Below are 22,012 nucleotides of genomic sequence, written 5' to 3'. Positions count from 1 at the left end.
CTGGGGACTGGGGACTGGGGACTGGGGACTGGGGACTGGGGACTGGGGACTGGGGGGATGAGAAAGATAACAGGGAGAAATATTGAACAAGTTTCTCCCCAATGCCCAATGCCCAATGCCCAATCCCCAATCTATATGCATCTTGTGGAAGTTCCTCAAATCTCAATATCCATAGGAGACTAGAGAAAGAAAAACAAAATATATCTGACACGTTTTTCAAATAGCGAAAGCTGTAACTAGTTAAGGAGGATTTATGCGTGCAGTACTGATGGCAGGGGGTTCGGGAACGCGGCTTCGCCCGTTGACTTGCGATCTGCCAAAACCGATGGTGCCGATTCTAAATCGACCAATTGCCGAACATATTATCAATCTCCTCAAACGACATCAAATTACAGAAGTTATTGCAACATTGCATTATTTACCTGATGTCTTGCGAGACTATTTTCAAGATGGCAGCGATTTTGGCGTTCAGATGACTTATGCTGTCGAAGAAGACCAACCTTTGGGTACAGCAGGCTGTGTAAAAAACATTGCCGAACTTCTTGATGAAACCTTTTTAGTGATTAGCGGGGATAGCATAACAGATTTTGACCTGACGGGGGCGATCGCATATCACAAACAAAAACAGTCAAAAGCTACTTTGATTTTAACCAGGGTTCCCAACCCGATTGAATTTGGAGTGGTGATTACTGATGAGGAAGCACGGATTCGGCGATTTTTAGAAAAACCCTCTAGTAGTGAAATTTTTTCTGATACCGTCAACACTGGTACTTATATTCTCGAACCAGAAGTTTTGGAATATCTGCCAGCAAACGTTGAATGTGACTTTTCTAAAGACTTATTCCCCTTACTGCTAGCAAAAGATGAGCCAATGTATGGTTACATTGCTCAAGGTTATTGGTGTGATGTCGGTCACTTAGATGCCTATCGTGAAGCTCAGTATGACGCGTTAGATCGAAAAGTCCAGTTGGATTTTGCCTATAAAGAAGTTTCTCATGAATTATGGGTAGGTCAAAATACTTACATCGATCGCACGGCTGTGATTGAAACCCCGGCTGTGATTGGTGACAATTGCCGTATTGGGGCAAGAGTACAGATTGAGGCAGGAACCGTAATTGGGGATAATGTCACTATTGGTGCTGATGCTAATCTCAAACGTCCCATCGTGTGGAATGGGGCATTTATTGGCGATGAAGCACATCTTTCTGCCTGTGTAATTTCCCGTGGCACTCGTGTAGACCGCCGCGCCCATGTATTAGAAGCTGCTGTTGTGGGTTCGCTTTCTACGGTAGGAGAAGAAGCCCAAATTAGCCCTGGTGTGCGCGTTTGGCCCAGTAAAAAGATTGAGTCAGGGGCAGTTTTAAACATTAACTTAATTTGGGGGAACACTGCCCAACGAAATTTATTCGGTCAACGTGGTGTTCAAGGATTAGCTAATATCGACATTACTCCAGAATTTGCTGTGAAATTGGGAGCTGCTTACGGTTCTACTTTGAAACCTGGTTCTAAAGTAACGGTTTCCCGCGACCAGCGTAATGTCTCTCGGATGGTGACGCGATCGCTGATTGCAGGTTTAATGTCGGTAGGTGTTGACATTCAAAACCTTGATGCTACAGCTATCCCCATCGCCCGTACAGTTATACCCACAATGTCGGTAGCTGGTGGTATCCACGTCCGGGTACACCCAGACCGCCCTGACTATATTCTGATTGAATTCATGGATGCCAAGGGCATTAATATCACCAAAGCCCTAGAAAAGAAAATTGAAGGGGCTTACTTTAAGGAAGATATGCGGCGGGCACTAATTCATGAAATTGGCGATGTATCTTATCCTAGCCAAGTCATGGAGCGCTACTGCACTGCTTTTGAGAAACTATTGCATGTTCATACACTCCGCAACAGTCGGGCAAAAGTGGTGATTGACTATGTTTATGCAGTATCAGGGGCAGTTTTACCCCAAATGTTGGATAAATTTGGCGCTGATGCAGTGGTATTGAATGCCAGTGTCAATAAAACGGCAATGTCAATCACCGATCGCGAAGGATTGCTGACTCAGTTAGGTCATGTAGTGGAGGCATTAAAAGCTAACTTTGGGGTGCAAGTATCCGCTAATGGAGAACAGCTAATTTTAGTTGATGAATCAGGCTACCCAATTCGCGGGGAAATGTTAACAGCACTGATGGTAGACATGATATTAACTGCTAACCCCAGAGGAACGGTAGTTGTACCAGTTCATGCTTCCAGTGCTATTGAACAAGTCGCCCGTCGCCATGATGGCAGAGTGATTCGCACTAAAGCCAACCCTACAGCTTTAATGGAGGCTTGCCAGAAAAACCCAAATGTGGTGTTGGGAGGTAGTGGAGATACTGGTTTTATTTTCCCGCAACTGCATCCGGGATTTGATTCTATGTTCTGCATTGCCAAGATCATTGAGATGTTGACTATCCAGGAGCGATCGCTTGCTGCGGCGCGGTCAGAATTGCCTCGTGTAATTCACAAAAGTTATACAGTCCGTTGCCCGTGGACAGCTAAGGGTGCTTTAATGCGTTACTTGGTAGAAACTCACCCAGCGCAAAATCTAGAACTCATCGATGGAGTAAAAATTTGTCAACCCTACGATGACAGTTGGCTGTTAGTTTTACCAGATGCCAGCGAACCACTGGTGCATTTGTATGCAAATAGCAACGATCGCGAATGGGTAGATGAGACTGTGAGAAACTACCGCACCCGTGTTCAGACTTTTGTGGAAAGACAACAAGAATATCAACCCGCCGAAGTGTAATTCGTAATTCGTAATTCGTAATTCGTAATTGAATTCTTTAATTACGAACTACGAATTATCTTGACCATCCGCCCATTCGTCACAAATTAAGGCTGTAAGGTAGTTGTCAAAAGATTTTGAGAAGGCGTTCGGAAGAAAAATTGGTTGGAGCCTCGTTGTTTTTCCGTTACAAAATAATGCCTCTAAAGTTGAACTGTCCGCTATCCAAATTCGAGAAATTTAGTTAGAGTAAACTGAATACTTTCAGGTATTGGTCGTTTATTTCTACATTTGGGCGTATTGACAAAATACACTTATTTTTAAAATGTGACTCATCAGACTCTAGGCGATTACCTAAGCTAAAAAAGTCGTCAACAATATATCCTAAATTTTCAGAAAATTGGACAGTATAAGAATGAATAAGGTGATTGTCCTGGGTTCAGTAAACCTTAAGTGATATCCCACAAAAACTTTAAAATCACTTCCACAATTTCAATAAAATCGGCAATTGATACATATCCTCAAAAACTAGCTTTGCTCCTGCGGCAATCAAAGCATCGTGATGCGAAGAATTGCCTTGATTACTTCGTGGAGTATAACCAAATACCTGCATTCGGGCGGCAGATGCTGCTTGCACCCCCGTTACCGAGTCCTCGATTACCAAACAATTTTCTGGAGTCTTACCCATTTGGCTAGCCGCATACAGATACACATCAGGAAAGGGCTTAGGGCGTTCAACATGATGAGAGCTATATAGCTTGCCATCAAATTGATGCAACAATCCCGTTAATTGTAAAACGAATTGAATATGCCGAGGACTGCTGTTCGATGCTACACATCTTGGCAATGTAATCTGTTCTAAAACGGCAGCAATTCCCTCAGTTGCTTGGAGTTCTTGTTGCAATGCAGCGATTTCTCGTTCCTTACAGCGTTCAAGCAATTTAGCAGGAACTGGTTTTCCGTAGGTTTTCTTAATAATCTCCAAACAAGTTGCCAATGACTTCCCCATAAATTGTTGGGTGACTTCTTCATAGGTGATTGTCAATCCACCTTCAGTTAATGTTTCGGCAAAAATACGATTCACTATCGGTTCACTATTTACCAACACACCATCGCAATCAAAAATGATCAATTCCAAATTTGTCATAGCTTAACGAACAGTTACTTTTTTCAGTAATTGTAATCTAGACAAGTTCAACAAGTCGTGCGTACACATCTTTTGCACGGGAGTGCTTTGATAGCGTTCCCGAATAAATCCCTCCCATCACCCGCGCAAACACTGACTACACGAATGATTCCCGGTAAAGATGCATCCAAGCTATGAGAAATATATTCCCGAACAATTTGCAGTCGCTGCTGCAATGTTGGTTCACTATTGTAGAGATCGTGCCATTCAAACCAGTCTTTTGGCATAAGGGGCAATTTCCGTTTGATTTAAACTATCTTCTTGCAGAGTGCGTTATTCACTCTTAATATAAAAATACGGTAACTTGATTGACTTACCGTATTTAGAGCAGCCAAAGGACAAGATCGCATAACTTCTGCAAGATCGAGTCTTGTATCGCTTTTAGTCTAAACTCTTTTGTTCAGGCGTTCATCTCAATACTCCTATTCGAGTCAGTGCGAAGTTTTTGACCAATTAAGGTATGAGAATTCTTGCTGCCTCGTCTAGTTTTCGGTTTGTTTCCTGAAATACTTAACAAAAGTTTACCCATCTAAATGAAAAAGACTCTCAATTATTCTGGTAGTATATCTTCAGAGTTATTGAGACTAATACTCATTAAGGGGGTCATGTATTTCAGCTATTTGCAAACTTTCTGAAAAGATAACGCTTTTGACTTGCGTGGCTGTTCAAACACTGGAGTAGATGCCTTGATGGGCAGATTAACCAACCTCTCAGGGCGACTTTTCAGCAGAGCACACAACTATTTATTTTTCAGGTGTCAATATGTCAAAAAAAATTGGTTTGTTTTACGGGACTCAAACTGGTAACACTGAATCTGATGCTGAAAAAATTCGAGATGAGTTTGGTGGTGATGTTGTAACATTACATCCCATTTATGAGGCGGATAGTAGCACTTTTGATGAATATGACTTGCTGATTATTGGCTCTCCTACTTGGGATATTGGTCAACTTCAGAGCGATTGGGAAGGCTTTTTCTCCGATCTAGATGAAATAGATTTTAGTGGAAAGCTAGTTGCCTATTTTGGTGATGGAGACCAATATGGTTATGCCGATAACTTCCAAGATGCAATTGGAATTCTGGAAGAAAAGATTTCCCAACGGGGCGGCAAAACTGTTGGTTACTGGTCAACCGAGGGATATGATTTTGAGAATTCTAGAGCTTTGAGAAATGGCAAGTTTGTCGGATTGGCACTTGATGAAGGTAGTCAATCTGATTTAACAGACGAGCGAATTAAAACTTGGGTTACTCAGTTAAAGAAAGAATTTGGTTTGTAGAGATTTAGGGCGTACAGCTAGCTGTGCGCCTTTATTGCAATTGATAATTTAGAAGTTATAGGTATTTATGTCTGATTCATTTGATGTTTTATGGTTAAGTGCCAGTCCTGTTTTGCAGCGTTTTGATAAACCATTACTTGAATATTTATCTAGTTATATAAATATTGCTCAGTGGGAATATCAGCAAACTAAAGATGAAGCCAGTTCCATAGATCAAGCTGTAGATTTACTGTATGAATTTTTGGAATGCCGCGGCCCCGTGCATTTAGCAGGACATGCTATGGGTGGTGCGATCGCCTTAACCTTTGCGCGGCGATTTCCGCAAAAAGTGCGATCGCTCACTCTGCTAGCTGTAGCTGCTCAACCTGCAAACAATTGGCAGGCTCACTATTACTTTCAACGACAACTTTTTAGCATCAGCCGTGAACTAATTCTAGCAAGCAGCGTTCGCAGTCTATTTGGCAATCAACCACCTCATACCACTAAAAAGTTAGTAGCTGCCTTAGATAAAGATTTAGAACAATCTCCCACGTCACACTCTTTATTTAAGTTGGTTTATTTACCCAAAAGTGGAGTTTCTATGCCAATGATGGTATGTGGTAGCAAGAGCGATCCGGTAGTCAACTCAACTGTATTGCATGACTGGTTAAATTGGTTCAAGCCAGAAGATAAACTCTGGGAATACCCAGAAGGGTATCATTTTTTTCACTATTTTTATCCTCAACAGGTTGGCGAACAAATTTTGAGTTTTTGGCAAAGTCACCATCCGCATTTACTAGAAGCATCTGCACTATCTTTTAGCACTTCTATAAATTAGTAACTTTGAGGTGCGATGTCTGACGACAGCCTTACGGCTACGCACCGATGAAATTTGGGGTGTAATGGGGTGCGTAGCTTGCCGCCGTAGGCATCGCTACTTTACAGTTGAAAGCACTTTTTTACCAATTCGATCGCACTTGTGAAAGTTAAAATGCTCAATATAATACTCTACAAAAATTATGCAAAATCTCACTAGAATTACTCGCAATCCTGAAGTGATGGGTGGCAAACCCTGTATTCGGGGAATGCGTATTACTGTTGGTACCATCGTCGGGTTAATAGCATCTGGACACAGTAATAGCGACATCCTCAAGGCATATCCCTACCTCGAAGAAGCCGACATCTATGAGGCACTTGCCTACGCTGCATGGCGGGCTGCAGAGATTGAAGTCCCTCTTAGAAGTGCATGAAAATTTCGATTGATATGAACCTTTCTCCTGATTGGGTTGCGGTTTTTGAGAGGTACAATATCTCCGCTGTCCACTGGTCTACAGTTGGCGATCCCCGCGAGAAAGATTCAATAATTATGCAGTGGGCAAGAACTAATGAATATATCGTCTTTACTCACGATTTAGACTTCGGTTCCTTACTAGCTGCCACAGGTGCCGATACTCCCAGTGTTATTCAGGTTCGTACCTAGGATGTTTTGCCGAATAGTATTGAAAATCTAGTTATTTCAGCCGTGAATCAGTTTGAGTCTTCACTAGAAATAGGCGCATTGGTCACTGTTGACCAAGCTCAATCTAGGGTGCGTATTCTACCAATTAGGCGCGGATAGTATTAGGGAAATATTGCTAACTCGGTTTCTGGATCAAAAAAGTGAATTTTCTCTGGGGTTAGCGATAACCAAAGTTGCTCACCAGGTTGTACAAATCGGTCTGGTGGTATTCGCACTTGTAGGTAATTCGCTGTAGTACTAGGTTTAGATCCTGGTTCGGCAATCTTAACAGCGAGAAAGGAATCATTGCCGAGATTCTCTACCAAATCTACTTGCACTGGTAGATTTTTGGTTGCAGGCATACTCAAGTTAAAGTGTTCTGGACGGATGCCTAAAATTAGAGTTTTCCCATCATATTTTTGTAAAGCTTTTCCCCAAACTTCTGGGAGGGTGAAACGAAACTGGGAACGAGTAATCAACTGCGGGGCATGAAATTCTACAGGAATAAAATTCATCGGTGGTGAACCAATGAATTCTGCTACAAAAAGATTGGCTGGGCGGTTGTAAAGTTCTAAGGGAGAAGCAACTTGCTGAATTTTACCCTCAGACATAATCGCAATACGATCGCCCATTGTCATAGCTTCTGTTTGATCGTGGGTAACGTAAATTGTTGTTGTCCCCAATTGGCGCTGCAATTTGACAATTTGAGCGCGGGTTTCTGCCCGTAGTTTGGCATCTAAGTTAGAAAGCGGTTCATCCATTAAGAATACTTGGGGGTCACGTGCGATCGCTCTTCCCAATGCAACCCGTTGTCTTTGTCCCCCAGATAGTTGTTTGGGTAAGCGATTCAACAATGTTTCGATTTGCAACAGTTGAGCAACACTACGCACCTGTTCATCCACCGCCCGTTCTTTGTCAGAAGTGTAGCGCAATCCTTTAGGTAACTTTCTGGTCGCTCCTACAAAAAGATTTTCCGCCCACGTCCGAAAATAAGGAGACGAGGAAGTATCTCCTCTGCTCCCCTGCTCCTCGGTCACTGAGCGTAGCCGAAGTGCTGCTCCCCTGCTTTCCCTGCGGCGTAACCCAAAAGCGATGTTGTCATACACCGTCATGTGAGGATAAAGGGCGTAATTTTGAAACACCATTGCGATGTCGCGTTCTTTGGGTGGTAAGTCATTGATCAAGCGATCGCCTATCCAGATATTACCGCCAGTCATCACTTCTAACCCGGCGATTAACCGCAGCAAGGTACTTTTACCACAACCAGAAGGGCCTACCAGCACCATAAATTCACCGTCTGCGATCGTCAGGTTAATCCGTCGCAAGACATTGAAACTTTCCGCCCGCTCTTGGGCTACATCGATTTTTTCCCCAGGCGTGAGAGGAGATTGGGTTTGTGAGGTAACACTTTCCCCTTTACGCGAGGAAAAACTTTTATAAACGTTTTCTAAAATAACTTGGGACACAACTAATTATTGTCATTGGGGATTGGGCATTGGGCATGGGGCATGGGGCATTGGGCATTGGGCATTGGATTTGGACTAATGACTAATGACCAATGACAGTTTAGCGCTCATCATAATACACCTTCAGGGTAAATACGAAAAGTTAAAAAAACAGCTAACACTATCAAAAGCAAACTACCCTAAATTTTAGGGCTGTTAAGAGGTGTTGTTATGACTACCTATGTACCTAAAAATCTTTCTCAAGACCCAAGCGTTAATCCTGTCCATGACATTGTAGACGTACAAACTACAGATTGTTGCATTGTGGGTGGGGGACCAGCAGGAGCAGTATTGGGGCTGTTGTTAGCGCGTCAAGGCATTTCTGTGATGCTGCTGGAAGCACACAAAGACTTCGATCGCGATTTTCGCGGCGATACAATTCATCCATCGGTGATGGAAATTATGGAGGAATTGGGATTAAGCGATCGCTTGTTAGAACTTCCCCATACCAAAATGCGCCAAATTAGTATTCAAACTCCTCAAGATACTCTCACATTCGCAGATTTTAGCCATCTGAAAACCCATTATCCCTACATTACAATGCTTCCCCAGGTAAAATTCTTGGAGTTCATCACCCAAGAAGCACAAAAATATCCTAGTTTCCATCTAGTAATGGGTGCGAATGTACAGGAATTAATCACCGAAAATGAAGTGATTCAAGGTGTCCGCTATCGAGGAGGCGGTGGTTGGCATGAAATTCGCGCAATACTGACAGTGGGTGCAGACGGTCGCCACTCACGTTTACGCCACTTGGGTGAGTTTGAATCAATCGAAACTTCGCCGCCAATGGATGTCCTCTGGTTTCGCCTACCGCGTCAGCCAGAAGACCCTGAAGGGGGAATGGGGCGCTTTGGTCAAGGTAAGCTAATTGCCATGCTTGACCGTGGTGATGAGTGGCAAGTTGCCGATGTCATCCCCAAGGGAGGCTATCAACAACTAAGGGCTGCGGGTTTGGAGGAATTAAAAAAATCGGTTGTGGAAGTAGTACCAGAATTCCAGCAACGCATTCAAAATTTACATGACTGGTCACAAGTAGCTTTTCTTTCAGTAGAGTCCAGCCGCGTCAAACGCTGGTATCGTCCAGGACTATTACTCATTGGTGATGCAGCTCATATAATGTCCCCTGTGGGTGGAGTTGGGATTAACTACGCGATTCAAGATGCTGTCGTTGCAGCGAATGTACTCAGCAAACCGCTCAAGAACCGACAAGTACAACTTAGCGACCTAGCAAAAGTACAACGTCAACGCGAATTGCCCACACGCATTATTCAGGCGTTTCAAACTTTTATCCAAAAGCGGGTATTGGCCCCGGTTATCACCTTAAATCGCACCTTTGTACCACCCGGATTTTTGCGCTTACCCATCTTGCGCGACCTTCCAGCCAGGTTGATCGCCTTGGGTGTTTTTCCAGTTCGCGTCAAGGCTTAATTCTTGGCAAGAAATTTTTCTATTTAATTAACTTAGTGGTACAATTATACTACTCTATGCAGAATTGAATGCTCAATTTAGTCAAGCGAGGGTGGCGAACAGTATACTCAATGCTGTTCAAAGCGATCGCTTGGCTTTTATGCTAGAAAGGACTAAAAACTCACGCATTATTAAAAAATGCAAACAATTAAACATATTTAGATATTAATTGGCACTACATAGAAAAATCCCTCTTTTTCAATCAGTACTTTTTGCAGTCAGGAGTAATTTTAATGAACAGCTGCGTTTTGATGGCAGAAATTATTAACGAACCGCAACTCCGCTATACAGCAGATAATCTGGGAGTCACGGAAATGCTGGTGCAGTTTCCCAATTCCCAGAAACCAGAAGATCCGCCAGCCACCCTGAAAGTTGTCGGCTGGGGGAATTTAGCGACAGAAATTCAGCAAAATTACCACCAAGGCGATCGCGTCATCTTGGTAGGACGTTTAACTATGAATACTGTCGATCGTCAAGAAGGTTTTAAAGAAAAACGCGCTGAATTAACAGTACAACAAATTCAATCTGTTGGAGGTAGTTTTAATACCGATCCATTACCCTCAGCAACCGTAACTCCATCATTCACTGAAACTGCTCCACGACAACCATCAGCATCTCGTCCTGCACAGAAAGAGGTTCCCAGTTACGAGTCACCACGTCCAGCACCTACTCCAGCGACAAATCCTGTTGGCGTTGCTCCCCAAACGAAAACTTACGAACCCGTACCCCAATCCACAAATTATGAGCGAACTACTTATCCAGCAGTGAAAGAGGAAGAACCAGATCCAGATGATATTCCGTTCTAAAGTTGGTAGTTGAGCGTGTATTCAATTTGCTAACTAATGATTACGATTAGACAATTTCTACAAATAGCCATCCTTGAAGATGTGCTATTTTTTTGTCTGCGTTGACGCTTTGGGTTTTGTCGTGAGGCATCGCTGATACTAATTCTGCATTTATCTGGTTCTGCTAACGACACAAAAATTACATGATAAATTCTGATGGTATTTCCAACAAAATCAACACCCTAGCCAGATCGTACACAAGAGCATCTGGTCTGAATGCAGGGTTAGGGTTACTGGCAGCTATGTATAATTGAAAACTCTCACAATAAAACACTAGCGCTTTGTTAACCGTAAATTATATGAGTAACTTTATTAGCAGTTCAGTTGAAGCTTTGGATAACCTGGCTGTAACTTGGGAACGCTTGATTCCCAAACGCATGGCTAACGATTCGGCTAGTCGCAAGATCGTGGAGCTACATCTTGGACGCTACGAAACTGCAACTAAGTATGTCTTGGGAAAAAGAGTTCTAGATATAGCATGTGGCAGTGGATATGGTAGCCAAATGCTTCGTGTGGCAGGCGCAAGCAGTGTAGTTGGAGTTGATATATGCTCCCAGATTGTGGAATATGCTAATAAACACTACCAAATACCCGGAATAGAGTTCATTTGCGCTGATGCAGAGCAATTTGAGTGTTCAGAGCCTTTTGACGTTGTTATCTCCTTTGAGACGATAGAACATTTAAAAAATCCGACCTATTTTTTAAGACAACTCAGTAATTATTTAACTAGCAATGGTATATTGATGATGTCTGTACCACTAGGTGAAACGCGTCATTTTGATCCATACCACCTTCATGCCTTCACTCACGAGCAAATATTTACGCTTCTGGAAACAACAGGTTTTTGTGTAGATTATTACCGTTGTGACCAGTGTTTTTTGACTCGTAGTGAGTTGCTTTACTGGAGACAACTATACTCAGAATCCAGCCCATCGTTTTGGGAATTGTTGTTTACTCGAAAGGGATGGCAGATCGTACACGACCTTGTGCTTCAGGGTGGTTTTGATGCTCCTCAACTGTTGGTTATTGCTTATAAAGTATAGATAAAGTCTCGAACTTCGGCAGATAATGGCTAACTGTAAGTTGTACTTGTGAACGATCGCGAGCAGTTCTACATCGCAAATGTATGTATATTGTGGAAGTATGTGATGTCAATTGTGGTTAAAGTTTTAGCAGTGAACACTGCCGAGGAGTATAAAAACCAAATTTACGCACATAATAGATCAAAACTATTGTTAAAATCCAAATAATTTTAAGTTAAGATTCATACCCAACTCCTATGAGAGAAACTGTCCTAGAGGTTCGCAATCTCCAAGTTGAATTTCCCGGTGATGGCAACACTGTCAGAGCTTTGGATGGTATTTCCTTTACGCTGCATCGAGGTGAAACTCTAGGAATAGTAGGAGAATCGGGAAGTGGTAAATCGGTGACAGCCTTAGCTGTGATGGGTTTGTTGCAAACTCCTGGCATAGTGAGTGGCGGTGAAATCTGGTTTCGTCCGCAGGAAAATGGCAACCCCATCGATTTGGTAACATTGCCTCCTGAGCAAATGCAGTTACACCGGGGTGGCGACATCGCCATGATTTTTCAAGAACCGATGAGTTCGCTTAATCCGGTTTATAACATTGGGTTTCAGCTAACAGAAGCGATTATGCGGCATCAAAATGTGTCAGCAGCCCAAGCACGACAAATTGCGATCGCAGGTCTGCAAGAGGTTAAACTTCTACCTAGCGATGAGGAGATCCAGCAGCAGTATATCGAAACTTGGCACCAAACCAACGCCAAATTATCTAAACCAGATGGGCCAAAGTTGGCACAGTTGGTTAAAGAACATAAAGAAGCCATGCTGGAACGCTATCCTCATGAACTTTCTGGAGGTCAGTTGCAACGGGTAATGATTGCAATGGCAATTTCTTGCAACCCATTAATCTTAATTGCCGATGAACCAACCACAGCTTTGGATGTGACGGTGCAAGCGACTATTTTGGAGTTAATGCGAGAATTACAGCAAAGCCGTGATATGGCAATGATTTTCATCACCCACGATTTGGGGCTAATTTCAGAAATTGCTGACCAAGTAGCGGTAATGTATAGAGGTAAAGTTGTCGAATCTGGTACTTCTCGGCAAATTTTCAGTAGTCCCAAGCATCCATATACTAAAGGTTTGATAGCTTGTCGCCCCACACTCAACCGCCGTCCCCAAAAATTACTCACTGTTTCCGACTACATGAGTGCAGAAGAGACGCCAACCGGACAAGTAGTAATTCAGCCGAAAGAACCCGCACAACCCACAGAAGTTACTAAAGAAGAGATTGCTGCAAGATTGGCAAACTTTAATGAATTGGAACCCCTGCTGCAAATCCGCAACCTGAAAGTTAGTTTTCCAGTGCGTGGGGTGTTCGGTAGTATAAAAAGTTATAATATGGCAGTTAATGGCGTTTCTTTTGATGTTAAACCAGGAGAAACACTAGGTTTGGTGGGAGAATCTGGTTGCGGTAAAACGACCCTTGGCAGAACCTTGCTGCGCTTAATTGAACCGATGAGTGGTCAGATTATCTTTGAGAAACAAGATATTACTAGTCTCAAAGGAGAACGGTTGCAAAAACTGCGGCGGGAAATGCAAATAGTCTTCCAAAATCCTTTTAGTTCCCTCGATCCCCGAATGAAGGTTGGGGACGCGGTAATGGAACCTTTGTTAATTCACGCTGTTGGGAAGACAAAACAACAACGACGCCAGCGAGTAGTCGAACTTTTAGAACGAGTAGGGTTGAGTGCAGATGCGATTAACCGCTATCCTCATCAGTTTTCTGGCGGTCAACGCCAACGGATTTGCATAGCTCGTTCTTTGGCGTTAAATCCTAAGTTTATCATCTGCGATGAGTCAGTTTCAGCGCTAGATGTTTCAGTACAAGCGCAGGTATTAAATCTTCTAAAAGAGTTACAGTCAGACTTTCAGCTTACTTATATCTTTATTTCTCACGATTTAAGTGTAGTGAAATTTATGAGCGATCGCATTTTAGTCATGAATCGCGGTCAAATTGTTGAAGAAGGGACAGCCGAAAGCATCTACCAAGAACCTAAAGAGGAATACACGCAAAAATTAATTGCTGCGATTCCTACTGGTAGTGCTGAACGGGTGCGAAATCGTCATCTACGGGCTTTGTAGAGTATATATTACTAAAGCTGGTTGGTGTAGTTATTTACAGACTGGCTACCGTGATTCACTGCATAACGAATCGCACCTACTCCAAGATGTGCTGTTGAAACCCCTACCCTAGACACAAAAGCTTGGGGAGTTACTACCCGGAACTTTTTTTGATAAATCACCTTCCCATCTTAATATAAATATTATTTTTCAACTCATAGAATAAAAACTATGAAATTTTTCAATGTGGATTTTGGTTTAGTCCAGACTCCCCTGATTCTGGCATTTGTAATGTTTGCACTGAACATACCAGTACACGCCCAAAAACAGTATAACTTACCAGAAAAAGAGGATTATAAACACAGCTTAAGTGTCAGAACTCAATGTTTTCAGGATTTACAAAGAGATATCTCTGCGGAGAGAGTTGCACGATTGTGCCGTAACTCAACCCGTTATACAAGCCAGTGCTTTCAGGAATTAAGAAATTCTACCTCTTTGGAACACGCTGAAAAACTATGCCGTATAGCAACACCTTATACCAGTCAATGCTTCCAGGATTTACGGAATGTGACATCAACGGAACAGGCAACACGGCTCTGTAATTTTGCTCTAGAGGATACAAATCAATGTTTTCGAGTTTTGAACCAACAGATGTCAACAAACAGAGCAGAACAGGAATGTTTACCTCCTCTTACTTCCGTTTTACAGGCTTGTGTAGATTCCCTGACTTTTGATGCTCAAGGACATCCTACTGGTATTTCGGAAACGGTAGCAGCGATTAATTGTCAAGAAACTTTACTATTGAGATTTCCCCGTTCCAACAGTGATTGGAACAGAGACTAGAATATTCGACGACACATCTAGTTCAAAAGGTTTGCAAGGTGCGACCTTTTGAACAATACATTTTAAATACTATTTCGTTTCCCAAAGGTGCGACGATACAAAGCCAGCTTGTAAAGGCAATACGCTTGGGTTAAGAGGTTGTTTGAAAAGTGTTTCGCTGTAATTATGGACACTTTTAGATCCCCCCTAACCCCCCTTAAAAAGGGGGGAACCGGAATTAAAGTCTCCCTTTATAAGGGAGATTTAGAGGGATCTAAAACTTTTGATACCGAAAAGAGGACTTTTCAAACATCCTCTAAGCCAATTTATCTATTAACGGTAGGCTGTTATTGAGCGGTGGAGGCTTCGGGAGCAGGGGGAGATAAAAAAGTTTAACTGAACTGTATTGCTTGCAAAGGCAAATTATATCAAATCCGGCTGATTGCACATAGTTTCAATCAAGTAACAGAATGGGTTGCAGCTTATTTTTAGTGTGGTTGTTCAACTGGATTTGATATTATTAGTTTCTGCAAACTTATCTGAACATTATTGTGTTAGGTTTATTGGCCGATTGTTGTCGTTACAAAAATCTTTTTTAAACACTCGATTATTTATATCTGGATAATCTCGATAGTATTCAACCTGACACTTTAAATTAGGGAAGTCTTTGTAATTTAAAGGTTTGTCCCTGTCTGATGGATAGAGCAAACCCATTCCCATCGCTGTCGGTGTAATGAAGGAGTTAGTCAAGAGCAGACTCTCGTGAAGAACCTTTTTAGGACCTTTTTTCCAACTAAACAAATCGCCCAACACCGGCACATCACCAAAAATTCCCTTCCACACTGTGCCGATAATAGGTACGTAAGCACGTCCCCCATTTAATGTACTTTGGTTAGAGAATGTTGAAAGAGCGAAAAAATCCACGGCTTTGGTGTAAACATTAGTTGTCACCTCTTGTTTACCGATACGTGATAGTGGGTCTTGTGATCTGTTCTGTTCTGTACCACTAACTAATGGATCAACGATAGTTAAATTAATTTTGAGTTCAGCAGAATTCATATTTCGTAACACATTAGGAATTACCGTCAATGAAACCCCAGTTTTCAGCTCACGAAATACAGCGTTTTGCTCTTGGAGGGCAGCAACTAGGCCAATAACCTGCGCCACAGGCAGAGAGCCAACTGATGGCTTTATGGGAGTTGCCGATATTGATGACGGTATTGCTGGAACAAAATTGTCAACCTGCCCTGTGAGATTTTGAGCCTTTGTGAGCAAATCTGAAAGCTTCAACGGTGGAGTCACATCGAAGGCACTAATCGAATCCGAACTCACCACCGTTTCTATCCCACTCAGACTAGATACACTAGTTCTTCCCACCTGTGCATATTCTACGTCCTTATATTCACTCACAATATCTTGGATTTTGTGCAAAGTAGGGATAACAAAAAAATCTTCTATATCTTGGTTTAATGCATCAACAGTATCTTGTAAACGATTATTAAAGACATCGGCTGATTGTTGCAGATCGTAAGGGTTAAACTGATCTGGTTCATTAATAAAATGGGCATACTGTAGCGCAAAATCAAGTATTGTAGCGCGACTTACCTGGGCGTACTCGTCTTCAGAATCTGTTTTCCAGTAGTCTTTAAATTCTGTCTCCCAACAGCCTTTAGGGAAGGAATAGGCATTTTTTGTATCCTTCTGACCTCTGCACATTGGCTTCAGACCACGAAGAGAAAAAACCCTTTCGAGTGGCTGTCTTCCTTGCTCTTTTAAGGCATCTAAATAGTCTTTATAGCGGGGATCATCTTGAACAAACTTCGTAAGTTTATTAGCTATTTTTTTGGTATTATCGCTATTTCTAGTTTGTGCAGCCACCAAGCGTAAAACTATATCCGTCAGAGATAGAGGGCGATTTTTAGTCAAGGCTGATTTATACCCTAGATTATCAATAAGTAGTTTTTTGAACTCAGGATCAAAGTCCTTTTCATATATCTGATCTCTTGCGTATTCCTCAACTCGAGCATACGTTTCTCGCACTAACTGTTGAGTTTGATTAATTTCCTGGCGTACTTTCGACATTACTTTAGCTAATTCCTCGGGATTATTGCTGGAAATCTGGATTCCCCACATCTCCATCGTGATACCGGGACGGGGAAGATCAATTCCAGCAATCAATCGGTACGCAGAGTTTCTTGCTTCTTTTGAACCATAGAGAATGATATCATTATCAGTACTGTCAGTAGATGTATCTATTATGAGATCCCAATTTTCTTTTTCGTTCACTTTATTTAGAAGTTGCCTTAAAGCGTCTGTATTACGAACGTAATATAACTTTATCCTTTGACTTCCTCTACCTTCTGTATTTTCTGCCATTGGCATTGTTTTATTAGGAAAAGTAGTAGGTTTTTGAGCTTGAGCAGACAAATCACCTCCAAGTACAGCAATAGCACCCAGACTCAGCAAAAAAGAAAGTTGGCGGTTATACATATTTACCCTTCTTAGTCAATACTCTCAATAGATACATCTAGCCTTTTCAAGGTGAGCATCTGTACTATCAAAGTTTTTACGGCATTTCAGGCATCATCTGGAATTGAACAAAGAGATTATATATTCAACTCAAAATTTTTGGACTGGAAATTAAGCGATGCCTACGGCGGGCTACGCCTACGCAATGCCAAAATACCAAAAATGGCTTAAAACACCATTTATTTCATAGTACAAAAGTTCACCTTGAAAGGGCTAATAGATACATCTAATTGTACAGTGTGTAAGTCCTAAGTTTTTGACGTTTCCATCTGACGATAAGACGGCGGTATTTACGTTGATACCAAGCAAAACCAGGTATAGAAAAATAGAGAAGCGAAGCATTTTTGCTCAATTATGACTCCTGCTCATTTTTTTTCAACAGATATTTGTGCAAACAAAGTTAATTACATCTGCAAGTCCAGATTGAGTTTTCAAATTAGTAAAAATAAAAGGTTTATCACCGCGCATTTTTTTAGCATCTCGTTCCATCACACTTAAATCTGCACCAACATAGGGTGCAAGGTCAGTTTTGTTAATCACCAACAAATCAGATTTAGTAATACCGGGGCCACCCTTGCGAGGAATTTTATCACCAGCCGCAACATCGATGACGTAAATCGTTAAATCCACCAATTCGGGACTAAAGGTAGCAGCTAAATTATCACCGCCACTTTCCAAAAAGACCAAATCCAAATTGATAAAACGTTCTTCTAACTGTTCAATTGCCGCCAAATTCATCGAAGCATCTTCGCGGATGGCAGTGTGAGGGCAACCACCAGTTTCTACACCCAAAATGCGATCGCTTGCCAACGCCTGAGAACGTACTAAAAACTGAGCATCCTCCTGAGTATAAATATCATTCGTCACCACCGCAATCTGATACTGCTCACGCAAGCCCTTGCACAAAGCATCAACTAATGCCGTCTTCCCCGAACCCACTGGCCCAGCAACCCCCACTCTAAATGCATTCATAACTCCTCACTCCTGTACAGACAAAGATTTTTCGCGTCTCTCCTAACTCCTAAACAACCTTGTATACTGCGTTTCATGCTGCATACTCGCTAGCGACAAACCCCAACTACAACAGGCGAGTTGATCGTCCTCTAATGCGAGAATTTCTAACGCCGCAACGCTAAATAATGGTTGCAAATCTAGTAATAACTGCTGTCCTGCTGTTTGTCCAAAGGGGATAAGTTTCACGCCAGCAGTAATCAAATTACTTGCCCAACTATGCAGATATCCAAGTAATCCGGCTTTGATACTGATTTGCCAATGGGCAATGGCAATGCCAAAAGCGATCGCATAATTGCAAGGATTCCCGACAGCATTAGCAATAGGTATAATCTGCGGTTCTAGTTTACCAAGTAATTGGATCAGCGATCGCCCCATTTGCCAACTAGAGGCGCGTAATTCTTCTGTTTCCCTAGCTGCGGATAACCACAGATTCCAACGGTATAGCGATTCAATATCACCCATTTTTGCAGCTTGCTGCGATCGTACCATCACCGCCGCTTCTAGCCGAATTGCCCCGTAGAGTAACTCTGCTTTTAGCCAATCTTTGAGATGTAACTGGTTAGCGATCGTACCATTTTCCACCAGGATTTCCAAGCCTTCAGAATAGCTATATGCTCCCACAGGTAAAGCGGGGCTAGCCAGCTGCAAAATACTCAAAAGATGACTATCAATGAGCATGATGGTGTTGTCCATAAGCTCCTAATTCTGGCTGAAACGGTAAAATTTCCTCTTTAACTTCTAACCCCAGTTGTTCCAACATCATGTGTAAAACAGAATCTGAAGACAAGCGTAAATAAGTTGAGGTAATTTCTACAGGTACATGGCGATTTCCCAGATGGTATGCCGCCCGTAGTAATAAAAGTGGTGTTTGGGCAAAAGCAGTCAGCACTAGTTCTGGTTTGGCAGTAATTCTGATTAAACTGCTATCGGTTTCTTCTTGCAGAATGTCGCCATCGTGTAAGACAGTTCCTCTGGGTAAATGTAAAAACACAACCTTACCATCTTCCGTTTCAAAACGATGACGACTGCGGGTACGTTCTTCTGCTGTTAGCGCCAGAGTAAAAGTGACTGCGGTATCGCGATTAGGTGGTTTAAGTTGGGTAAATGTCAGCATAAGAGTTTCGCCTGAACTTCCGCTTTTCATTAGACATCTCCAGAAATTAATTAAATATGCATTATCCAGAACCTTTATAGAGACGTAGCAATGCTACGTCTCTACATTCCTTTTTGGAGATGTCTATTATGATTCTAGTGTGAACACCAATTAGTACCTTCCTATTCCCTATCACCTGTAACCCTTTGAGTGATGCTCGTACTCCTACTCTTAACTATCTACAGGAGAAGCAAGTCGTTAATTTTTTGGTGTACGGTCTGTGGAATCTGACGTATTCCATTTATGCCACAGTTGTTTAATTTTTTTAATGTTCTCTTTTGTTTTTATTGCCTCCCAACCTTCTTTAATAGCTTCCTTCTCTCTATCAGTTAACCTCCAGGATAAAGGCGGACGATACCGACCATCTTTATAAAATTTAGATACTGCATTTTCAGATTCTGAGGGGAAGAAAATGGGAAAGTATTGGATATCTACCTTGTTCTCCCATTTTTTGACCAGCAAATCTGCTTCCTTTGCATTTCGAGATGCTAAAACCGGATCGCGTACCTTGAACATTGCCAGTAATGGCCCTAAAGTCGCCATAAACCAGCCTCCATTCCCCTCCACGTTTTCCGTTGAATCAGATTCGGGAAAAGGATTGATTTGCAATATCAGGACTCTTTTTATATTTAAATTATTTTCATCTGACCATTCATTAAGATGTTCATCCAGCCATTCGGCTGCCGTTACAAAGCCAGAGTTATCGAAATAGCCCCCATCAGCAACGTGATAATTATGCTTTGGGATGTTTACACTGCTGCGACAGATAGGAGAGACATAGGGAAAAGTTGCTGATAGTCTTGCAGCCGTTACAACATTCATATCATAGTCTTTAAAAAGACTATTAAAGTCTATATACTTTTTCTCAGGAACATTCCCAAATGTTACTGGAGTCATCAGAAACCGCCAGCCATTTTCGACGAAAGTGGCATTGAATACAGGAATAGGAATTTCGCCATCAAAAATCTGTTTTCGCCAGGTTCTAAAGGTTTTTATTTTCTCCCTATCCTTCATTTCCCCCTGCCAGTCTGTCTCAATTGCTGTACCACGATCACACTTTCGATGAACAAGAAATGGAAGTCCTATGAATCGCCATAAGTCCAAATAAACCAGACCCCAACCAACGGCATCTAAACTATCTTTAGTAGCAGCATAAAAACTAGCTGTTACTTTGGTTTTAGTTTTGTTAGATATTTCCCTTTCGCTCTCTTCTAAAAAACCATCTTTATTAAAGTAATCTAGATAGTACATTGTCCCTACTGAACCGCCTGATACAGCACTAATCAAGCCAATTGCTTTGGTAAATGACTTTCCTAATAATTCCTGGAGACCACTTAACACTTGCACTGTCCATCCTGATGCTTGAATTCCGCCACCACTAGCACAAATAATTACTAAAGTTCGTTCTCCCTCTTGATGTTGAAGACGCTTATCTAGGATTTTATGGAAGTTATTTGAATCGCTATCAACTTTTTTATTGTCTTCCTTTTTCTTAAATTCATTGACTTGAAACCAGTGATCTACATCAAATGCAACATAACTAACTACTGAAAAACTAATAAAGATAACTAGTACAGGAACACGGAAGTAATCAAAATAGAATGTTGCACCTCCATAGAAAAGTGTCACTATCGATATGATCAGTAGCACATACAGGAGTGCAGGTGCTTCAGGTCGCTCTCTTTTTGATTTTGGCTTAAAAAGCAAACCAACCGTAATATAGATAACTACTCCAATTATCAAATAAGCGATCGCTGTCAGATGCCCAGTACTCAATTCACCATCAGGATTAATATAGCCTAATGCATCATGTTTGGTTATGAAAGAAAAGATATCAACAAGTGTCTTTTTTAAAAAAGCATTTGAGCTTAACCATTGCCTGATAAAACTAACAAAAAATAGTAGCCCAATGCCCAATCCTGCACCTACAAATGTTCCCCACAGTCTGTCTTCATTCTTCAGCTTCTCTTTGGACAGGTCAATTGCAATAATGCAAATGTATAAACTTAAGGCAATAGCTATTCCATATTGCCAAAATTCAGAAATTTCTATTGTTGGTGGTACATCAAAGCGATCTGGTGCGTTATCCAAAATGATAGCTGCAACTGAAATTACTGACGTTCCTGCTCCAATTGCGCTCATAATTATGACTGCTAGTTGCCACTTGGTGCGAAGTACAAATAGATTCCTCAACATGGCTGGCAGCCAATCCTTGGCAAGTTTAGGAAGAAGCAGAAGGAATAAACCCATCAAAATAGGCAGGCGCAGGAAAAAAAGATATTTCCAGACCCAGACAGCATCGCAACTTAGTAGCCATGTTGCTAGAACTGCCAGCACCGCCAAAAACCAGATAATTTTTTTCATATTTAAACCTCAACTTATTGGACCTCTTGCAAAAGTCAGTTTTTACATGTCGCTGACTACTTATCATGCTTTTGTTTACCATTTATGCAAGAGGTCTATTGTTGTTTTGTAACTAGATTCTAAACTTTGTGATTATTTTTTTAGTGAGAAAATATAAGTTACTTTTTTTAATATTCACAGGTACCTGTTGTTTAACTATATTAATAACCTACTCCTGATTGCCCTGTTGGTGAGAAAAAGTGAGTATTTTCTGAAAATAATTGTAAATTTTGCGTAGTGTTATCATTAAAACTTAAAAGTAATTAATATATTTTTATGATCTACGCAATATGGACAATATCTCAATGATGTGAAATCTGTAGTTTTTTGGGAAAGTTGGTTAGAATACACCTACACAGTAATTGCGAATAAGTTAAGTTCTGAACACGACTACATAAAACAAATTGGTTCCCAGTTGTAAGCCGTCGAC

Annotated in this window: 19 protein-coding genes; 10 read left to right on the top strand and 9 right to left on the bottom strand. The window is 41.6% G+C overall.

The window, feature by feature from the left end; all coding sequences use genetic code 11:
* The first annotated feature begins 253 nt into the window (after positions 1 to 253).
* On the top strand, positions 254 to 2,782 hold the full coding sequence (locus RMZ42_RS31845) for a mannose-1-phosphate guanyltransferase (protein ID WP_322675178.1): 2,529 nt from the start codon (positions 254 to 256) through the stop codon (positions 2,780 to 2,782).
* Between the two features lie 457 nt (positions 2,783 to 3,239).
* On the opposite strand, the gene RMZ42_RS31840 is transcribed toward RMZ42_RS31845, so the two are convergent.
* Together RMZ42_RS31840 and RMZ42_RS31835 are read right to left on the bottom strand one after the other, a co-directional pair.
* A complete protein-coding gene (locus RMZ42_RS31840) occupies positions 3,240 to 3,908 on the bottom strand; it encodes an HAD family hydrolase (protein WP_322675177.1) in 669 nt (222 codons plus the stop codon).
* 47 nt (positions 3,909 to 3,955) lie between these two features.
* Positions 3,956 to 4,174 carry a hypothetical protein gene (locus RMZ42_RS31835; RefSeq protein WP_322675176.1) on the bottom strand — a complete coding sequence of 73 codons (219 nt, stop codon included), beginning with the start codon at positions 4,172 to 4,174 and terminating at the stop codon, positions 3,956 to 3,958.
* A 535-nt stretch (positions 4,175 to 4,709) separates the two neighbouring features.
* Here RMZ42_RS31835 and fldA point away from each other — a divergent pair.
* The 4 genes from fldA (at position 4,710) to RMZ42_RS31815 (ending at position 6,681) form a co-directional block, all read left to right on the top strand.
* Positions 4,710 to 5,222 carry a flavodoxin FldA gene (gene fldA, locus RMZ42_RS31830; RefSeq protein WP_322675175.1) on the top strand — a complete coding sequence of 171 codons (513 nt, stop codon included), beginning with the start codon at positions 4,710 to 4,712 and terminating at the stop codon, positions 5,220 to 5,222.
* A gap of 67 nt (positions 5,223 to 5,289) precedes the next feature.
* Positions 5,290 to 6,039, top strand: a complete 750-nt coding sequence (locus RMZ42_RS31825; RefSeq protein WP_322675174.1) for an alpha/beta fold hydrolase — start codon at positions 5,290 to 5,292, stop codon at positions 6,037 to 6,039.
* Between the two features lie 181 nt (positions 6,040 to 6,220).
* Positions 6,221 to 6,451, top strand: a complete 231-nt coding sequence (locus tag RMZ42_RS31820) for a DUF433 domain-containing protein (protein WP_322675173.1) — start codon at positions 6,221 to 6,223, stop codon at positions 6,449 to 6,451.
* On the top strand, positions 6,448 to 6,681 hold the full coding sequence (locus RMZ42_RS31815; protein WP_322675172.1) for a DUF5615 family PIN-like protein: 234 nt from the start codon (positions 6,448 to 6,450) through the stop codon (positions 6,679 to 6,681). Before RMZ42_RS31820 ends, RMZ42_RS31815 begins: the two co-directional genes overlap by 4 nt.
* A gap of 140 nt (positions 6,682 to 6,821) precedes the next feature.
* Here the strand turns inward: RMZ42_RS31815 and RMZ42_RS31810 are convergent, their stop codons facing one another.
* Positions 6,822 to 8,165, bottom strand: coding sequence for an ABC transporter ATP-binding protein (locus RMZ42_RS31810; RefSeq protein ID WP_322675171.1), 1,344 nt, complete (start codon positions 8,163 to 8,165; stop codon positions 6,822 to 6,824).
* 210 nt (positions 8,166 to 8,375) lie between these two features.
* On the opposite strand from RMZ42_RS31810, the gene RMZ42_RS31805 reads away from it, so the two are divergent.
* The 4 genes from RMZ42_RS31805 to RMZ42_RS31790 all read left to right on the top strand — a co-directional run bounded on the left by RMZ42_RS31805 (position 8,376) and on the right by RMZ42_RS31790 (position 13,682).
* A complete protein-coding gene (locus RMZ42_RS31805; RefSeq protein ID WP_322675170.1) occupies positions 8,376 to 9,632 on the top strand; it encodes an FAD-dependent oxidoreductase in 1,257 nt (418 codons plus the stop codon).
* 272 nt (positions 9,633 to 9,904) lie between these two features.
* Positions 9,905 to 10,477: a single-stranded DNA-binding protein gene (locus tag RMZ42_RS31800; protein ID WP_322675169.1), complete on the top strand. Its 573-nt coding sequence runs from the start codon at positions 9,905 to 9,907 to the stop codon at positions 10,475 to 10,477.
* Between the two features lie 338 nt (positions 10,478 to 10,815).
* Positions 10,816 to 11,559, top strand: coding sequence for a class I SAM-dependent methyltransferase (locus RMZ42_RS31795; protein WP_322675168.1), 744 nt, complete (start codon positions 10,816 to 10,818; stop codon positions 11,557 to 11,559).
* A 236-nt stretch (positions 11,560 to 11,795) separates the two neighbouring features.
* Positions 11,796 to 13,682 (top strand): ABC transporter ATP-binding protein, encoded by a 1,887-nt coding sequence (locus RMZ42_RS31790; RefSeq protein ID WP_322675167.1) that lies wholly within the window; start codon positions 11,796 to 11,798, stop codon positions 13,680 to 13,682.
* Positions 13,683 to 13,693: 11 nt separating this feature from the next.
* Here the strand turns inward: RMZ42_RS31790 and RMZ42_RS31785 are convergent, their stop codons facing one another.
* The gene (locus tag RMZ42_RS31785; RefSeq protein WP_322675166.1) at positions 13,694 to 13,843 is read right to left on the bottom strand and encodes a hypothetical protein; all 150 of its coding nucleotides are present in this window, start codon (positions 13,841 to 13,843) and stop codon (positions 13,694 to 13,696) included.
* 49 nt (positions 13,844 to 13,892) lie between these two features.
* Here RMZ42_RS31785 and RMZ42_RS31780 point away from each other — a divergent pair, with 49 nt between their 5' ends.
* Positions 13,893 to 14,504 (top strand): hypothetical protein, encoded by a 612-nt coding sequence (locus tag RMZ42_RS31780; RefSeq protein WP_322675165.1) that lies wholly within the window; start codon positions 13,893 to 13,895, stop codon positions 14,502 to 14,504.
* Positions 14,505 to 15,029: 525 nt separating this feature from the next.
* On the opposite strand, the gene RMZ42_RS31775 is transcribed toward RMZ42_RS31780, so the two are convergent.
* The 5 genes from RMZ42_RS31775 to RMZ42_RS31755 form a co-directional block, all read right to left on the bottom strand.
* Positions 15,030 to 16,973, bottom strand: coding sequence for a hypothetical protein (locus RMZ42_RS31775; protein ID WP_322675164.1), 1,944 nt, complete (start codon positions 16,971 to 16,973; stop codon positions 15,030 to 15,032).
* A 414-nt stretch (positions 16,974 to 17,387) separates the two neighbouring features.
* Positions 17,388 to 17,984, bottom strand: coding sequence for an urease accessory protein UreG (gene ureG / locus RMZ42_RS31770; RefSeq protein ID WP_322675163.1), 597 nt, complete (start codon positions 17,982 to 17,984; stop codon positions 17,388 to 17,390).
* Between the two features lie 42 nt (positions 17,985 to 18,026).
* Positions 18,027 to 18,719, bottom strand: coding sequence for an urease accessory protein UreF (locus RMZ42_RS31765; RefSeq protein ID WP_322675162.1), 693 nt, complete (start codon positions 18,717 to 18,719; stop codon positions 18,027 to 18,029).
* Positions 18,694 to 19,140 carry an urease accessory protein UreE gene (gene ureE / locus RMZ42_RS31760; RefSeq protein WP_322675179.1) on the bottom strand — a complete coding sequence of 149 codons (447 nt, stop codon included), beginning with the start codon at positions 19,138 to 19,140 and terminating at the stop codon, positions 18,694 to 18,696. Before ureE ends, RMZ42_RS31765 begins: the two co-directional genes overlap by 26 nt.
* A gap of 237 nt (positions 19,141 to 19,377) precedes the next feature.
* Positions 19,378 to 21,543 carry a patatin-like phospholipase family protein gene (locus RMZ42_RS31755; RefSeq protein ID WP_322675161.1) on the bottom strand — a complete coding sequence of 722 codons (2,166 nt, stop codon included), beginning with the start codon at positions 21,541 to 21,543 and terminating at the stop codon, positions 19,378 to 19,380.
* Between the last annotated feature and the right edge of the window lie 469 nt (positions 21,544 to 22,012).

Source organism: Nostoc sp. DedQUE05 (assembly GCF_034530955.1).
Taxonomy (GTDB): Bacteria; Cyanobacteriota; Cyanobacteriia; order Cyanobacteriales; family Nostocaceae; genus Nostoc.
The sequence above is the reverse complement of the archived record's forward strand: the minus strand, read 5'-3'. Positions and strand labels throughout refer to the sequence as shown.